At 44.6% G+C, this 5,625-nt stretch carries 4 protein-coding genes; 3 read left to right on the forward strand and 1 reads right to left on the reverse strand.

Annotated features, from left to right (window positions below; translation table 11 throughout):
* Positions 1 to 208: helix-turn-helix transcriptional regulator (locus tag ICN49_RS11530; RefSeq protein ID WP_216168219.1), on the reverse strand; the 208-nt coding region annotated here is incomplete at its 3' end.
* A 340-nt stretch (positions 209 to 548) separates the two neighbouring features.
* Here ICN49_RS11530 and ICN49_RS11535 point away from each other — a divergent pair.
* The 3 genes from ICN49_RS11535 to ICN49_RS11545 form a co-directional block, all read left to right on the forward strand.
* Complete coding sequence (locus tag ICN49_RS11535; RefSeq protein ID WP_216168220.1) at positions 549 to 896, forward strand: hypothetical protein; 348 nt, start codon at positions 549 to 551, stop codon at positions 894 to 896.
* 169 nt (positions 897 to 1,065) lie between these two features.
* Positions 1,066 to 2,730: a ShlB/FhaC/HecB family hemolysin secretion/activation protein gene (locus ICN49_RS11540; RefSeq protein WP_216168221.1), complete on the forward strand. Its 1,665-nt coding sequence runs from the start codon at positions 1,066 to 1,068 to the stop codon at positions 2,728 to 2,730.
* 12 nt (positions 2,731 to 2,742) lie between these two features.
* Positions 2,743 to 5,625, forward strand: a 2,883-nt coding sequence (locus tag ICN49_RS11545; protein WP_216168222.1) for a two-partner secretion domain-containing protein, incomplete at its 3' end; no start/stop codon positions are given.

Here is a 5,625-nt window from a genome sequence, read left to right on the forward strand (position 1 = left end):
CTCGCTTTGCCTTTTCTTTATTTTGGAAACTGAGTTCTACGTTAGCAACTACCGCCTTGTGTGCATTAAATTTGTGCTGAGCCTCCCCGCGAGACTTTACATTCAACTTGAAGTAGATGGACTTCATGTGTCCATTAACGGTATGTAAGGATATATTGAGCTTCTTCGCGACGGCCTTTACTGACAATCCATCGTTTAAAGAACTCAAAACACAATATTCTTGTTTGGTTAGGTTAAATCCAGCTGTCAAGATGAGCACTCGTTGAGTAATTTTTAAGATTTGAGATTATTGCAGGATTGAAGATATTCAACTGTCACCGAACTGGTATGGAAGATAGGGGATGTTAGAAAGGTGATTGGGGAGTCATATTTTTAAGCTGATGACTCAGAATACTCTTGAATTACGAATATTAAATCTTATTTGCATAACTATACCCCCCCTTAAGTTAGGGGGGTAAATAGGCAAATATAACCTTAAAGTCGATCATTAATAACCAGTTGACGGTATAAAAAGGTTGCCCAGCCCCAATAGTGATCGGAGTAGAATGATGACTTTAAAAGAAAATGTTTTACAGCATGATGAATTAAGCCTGCCACAAACTGAAGGAGACTCTATTTCAGGCCGGAGTATTTTCATCATTGAAACTACTGGAAAGGGCATCTTAGTTCAAACCTCGTTTGAGGCTGAGGACGGTAGGTTACTAGAAATGCCTGCAATATTTCCCAACATTGAATATGCATTAGCGCAAATAGATGAAATGCGACGTTTAGTGGTGAGTAAGTTTTCTGAAGCTGCAACTATTGGCATTCAATCGATTTCATCAGATGCGATAAAGAAAAGGGCACGTGAAGAAGCTCTCTCCTATATTGCCGTTCATAAAGATACATTGATATGACTGCTAATAAAAGAGCTAGATTTTAATTATTCGACTCATCGGCCCTATACATTTATGCGAATTTATTTTTAAGGCGACTAACAAAACCAGGGATTAACTCATTAAAACTACCATTACCACTTACAAGAAATCAAAAGATTTCTGTCTAGATTTTGTCATCTATCTAGTCATGGCGTTTGCTTTACTTTTTTTAGCACCTAATTCGTTTGCACAGCAAACTTCTGCCGGCTCAATTTTGCAGGAGATTCGAAGCCAAGAGCAAGATACCCCCCTGCCCCAAGTCACACCTAATATTATTCAACCCAAATTAGACCAGACCGCACCCTCTAAAGCAGGCACTATTATTGCAAAGCGGTTTGTATTTATCGGCAACACTAAAGTGTCTTCAGAAAAACTTAATAGTCTCGTTGCAGCCTATTTAAATCGCCCTATTAGCTTTAATGATCTTAAGAGTGCCGCTGACCTCATCGCCGAATACTATAGAAATCAGGGTTGGCTTGTTAAAACCCAAATTCCACAGCAGGATGTGACTGAGGGGGTTGTCACTATTGAAATCCTAGAGTCTTCTTTGGGCGGGATTCTCATTGACAATAAATCAAAGCGTGTCAGCAATGCTCGTATTGAAAAGTGGGTCTATAGCGCCATTCCACGTAATACATCCCTGTCGCTATCAGCGCTTGATCGTGCATTACTAACACTAAATGATCTGCCGGATATACAAGTAACAAGCTCGTTACAGGAAGGTGGAAAGCGAGGAGAAACTAATGTTCTTCTCACCGTTACGGACAAGCCATTGGTTGATGGCATGGTAGGTGTAGATAATTTTGGCCAATCCTCAACTGGTCAAAATAGGGCGACAGCGAATCTCAATGTCAATGGGCCTCTTGGATTAGGCGAGCAAGTCAATGTTTATGGTCTGCATACAGAGGGCACCAACTATGGTCGGGTTGCGCTAACCGCCCCCATTGGCTCTAATGGACTGCGCATTGGCATCAATGGAAGCTATCTTTCCTATCGAGTCATCAACTCCAGCTTCAATCAGTTATTTGCTAACGGCACTTCAAGCACAGGCGGGGCAGAGCTAACTTATCCCATTATTCGTAGTCGGCCAGCTAATCTTTTTCTCTTAACTAATTACAACTACAGTAGCTTTATCAACAATGCTAATAGCGCAATCACAAGCCAATACAGCACTTCTGTTTTTCTAGGTGGTCTCAGCGGCAACTTACTTGATGGTTTTGCTGGTGGTGGCATTAATTCTGGATCATTAATGGCTTCAGGTGGCTCAGTCAATCTCAATAACTCACCATCTTTACAATTCGATGTTATTGGTCCACAAGTGAACGGTAACTTTACAAAATTACGTTATGCGGCTAATCGACTTCAAGCAATTACTTCTGGCCTATCAGCCTATCTTGGGGCCTCAGGTCAAATTGCCAGCAAAAATTTAGATCCTTCGGAACAACTATATTTAGGTGGCCCCTACAGTGTTCGTGCCTACGCAACCGGTCAAGGCAATGCCAGTCAAGGTAATTTAATGACCTTTGAATTACGGCAGGCACTTCCCATGAAATTATTGCTCACGGGTTTTTATGACTATGCCAGTGTGCAAACCTATAAAACAAGTAATTTCGCTAGCGCCCCACTGAACAATACCTATGCATTGCAAGGTCTTGGAAGCAGTATTGGCTGGTCCGGTCCGATGGGATTACAAATTAAGGCGATCTGGGCCATGCGCACTGGAGCCCTCCCCGCATTAGTGACCCAATCATTCAATGGAAACGGCGGGACTAGTAGCAATCGCTTTTGGCTAACCGCTTCGTTACCAATATAAATAAGCCCTATTTTGTCTAATTCACTCAATCGCTCATTCAAGGTTATCTGGAGTATTGCCAGTAACGCTTGGATAGCCGTAAGTGAAATAACCAAATCGCGTGGCAAACAAAAATCATCTTCGCGTCGCTGTCGTCATATTTTCTTTGCGGGCGCAATGATTACTGGAACGAGTATTGCGTCGCCCCCAGCCCCCAATCAACTTCCAACCGGTGGCGCCGTTGCTGCAGGAAGCGCAACGATCAATACTGCTGGTAGCACTATGAACATTAACCAGGCCAGCAATCGCGTAGCGATTAACTGGAATGGTTTTGATATTGGCTCAAACGCGACCGTGAACTTTGTTCAGCCCAGTGCCAGTGCGGTTGCATTGAATCGCGTTAATAGTGCCAATCCAAGTCAGATATACGGCAACCTTAATGCCAATGGCCAAGTATTTTTAATGAATTCAGCGGGCATTTACTTTGCCCCTGGAGCCAATGTCAATGTGGGCGGCATTGTGGCAACTACCCATCAAATGGGTGATGCTGATTTTATGAACGGCAGCAATACGTTTAGCCGTAATGGTGCTACTGGCTCAGTGGTTAATGATGGCACGATTAAATCTGGCATTGGTGGCTATATCGCCCTACTTGCTCCAGAGGTTCAAAATAATGGTGTGATGGTGGCGCAACAAGGCACTGTTGCTCTTGCTGGTGGTGAGGCCATTACTCTCAATTTTGGGGATCTTGCAAAGCTCAACAGTCTCACGATTGCCCCTAGCCTTATAAAAACCTTAGTAGAAAATAAACTTGCCATTCAAGCGCCTGATGGATTGATTATTTTGTCTGCACGAGCAGTCAATCAGCTAACAGGAAGCGTGATTAATTCCGGAAGCATTCAGGCTGACGGAATCACCCAAAGTGGTGGTCGAATTATTCTGGAGGCTAGCAGCTCTATTACCCATAGCGGCAATATGAGTGCGAATGCAGCGCCGACTAGCGCTGGCAGCGGCGGAACTATTTCCATTATTGCGGACTTAAGCAACCCTTCAAGCGTCACAAGCATCAATGGAAGTATTAGCGCTAAAGCTGGGAACCTAGGTGGTGATGGCGGAAATATTGAAACCTCAGCAAGCAAAGTTTCTATTGGTAATTTAACGACCATCAATACAAGTGCTTCTCAAGGTAAATCAGGGACTTGGGCAATAGATCCAACAGACTTTACGGTTGCCTCTAGTGGCGCCGGAACAATTTCAGGCGATACCGCTACGGGCGATATTTCAGGAACCACCCTTTCCGCCGCCCTGAGTGGTAGCAATGTAAGCATTCTCTCAAGCCAGGGATCAAAATCTGGAGCGGGTGATATCAACATCAACGATGCCGTTAGTTGGAGCGCAAATAAGCTCACATTAACAGCAGCGCATAGCGTGAATGTAAATGCAGTGATGACTGCTAGCACCACCAGCAGCAGTGCCGCCACTTTAGAAATTAACACCTCATCTGCAAATAGTGGCAGCACCTCTATAGCTGGAGGCACCATTAATATGGGCTTCAATACTGATGGCAGCTTTAAAGGAAGAGTTGATTTTTCCAATCTTAATGACGGCGCTTTAGCAATCAATGGAGCTAATTACACCATCATCAATAGTCTTGGGGCATCTACGAGCGCTACTGGAAAAGATTTACAGGGAATCAGGGCTAATTTAGCTGGTCACTATGCTCTTGGCAGCAATATTGATGCAGTAGATGGCAAGGGCTGGAATAGTAACGCTGGCTTTAACCCCATTGGCAATGCTAGCGCTGGGTTTACCGGCACCTTTGATGGACTTGGCCACACTATTTCAAATTTAACAATTAATTTGCCAAATACCACTCCTAATGTTGGACTGTTTGGGTTCACAAGCGGTAATTCTGTTATCGAAAATATTGGCCTGATAAATGGTAGCGTCACTGGGGGCGCAGGTACAGGCGGACTAGTTGGCAATAATTCAGCTGGAATCATCAGCAATAGCTACAACACCAGAACCGGAACCGGAACCGGAACCGTTACTGGAGCTGCGGGTACTGGCGGGTTAGTAGGCGTCAATATAACTGGCTCCTTAAGTAATGACTATGCGGACGTTGCCGTTATTGGTAACGCAGGCACTGGCGGCCTACTAGGGTCAAGCACCTCAGGAAGCGTGAGCAACAGTCATGCCACTGGTACCGTTACCGGAGATGCGGGATCAGGCGGACTAGTAGGATCCATGACTTCTGGGAGTATTAGTAATGGTTATGCCACAGGAAATGTAAATGGTGCCGCAGGATCTGGTGGTCTAGTAGGATCCATGACTTCTGGGAGTATTAGCAGTAGCTATGCAACAGGAAATGTGGCCGGAGCAGCAGGTTCAGGTGGCGTTGCAGGATCAACTGATGGCAATGTGGTGAGTTCTTATGCAACTGGAAATGTCGTTGGTGCGGCCGGCACAAATGCTCTAGTGGGAGGCGGGGCTAGCGGAGCTGCTGGTGCGGTTACGGTAACCGATAGTTTTGCAGTAGGAGCGGCAAATGGAGTTACCGTTGCGCCAGATTACAGTAAGCTTTCAGCTGCTTGGAGCTTTCCAGTCGGCTGTACAATTTCCTGCACGCCATTCATTACTGCAAATGCTACCTCCATTACAGTAACGGCAAATAATATTATCAAAACATATGATGGGTCTATCTATTCTGGGATCTATGGTGTAACTTTTTCATCACCATTAACAATCACTCCGACAGGAAGTATTAGCTATTCGGGCTCAAGTCAAACTGCAGCTAATGCTGGTTCTTATAGTATTACGCCGTCTGGGTACGCTTCTAATCAGAATTATATATTTACTTATATTATTGGCGCTCTCATCATTAAGCCGGCGATACTTATAGTCACAGCGACCAGC

Source organism: Polynucleobacter finlandensis, from assembly GCF_018881755.1.
GTDB classification, from domain to species: Bacteria; Pseudomonadota; Gammaproteobacteria; order Burkholderiales; family Burkholderiaceae; genus Polynucleobacter; species Polynucleobacter finlandensis.

Excerpts from the sequence above, each read along its gene's own strand:
- ICN49_RS11535 (WP_216168220.1), top strand. The coding sequence starts at position 549 with ATGACTTTAAAAGAAAATGTTTTACAGCATGATGAATTAAGCCTGCCA.
- ICN49_RS11540 (WP_216168221.1), top strand. The coding sequence starts at position 1,066 with ATGGCGTTTGCTTTACTTTTTTTAGCACCTAATTCGTTTGCACAGCAA.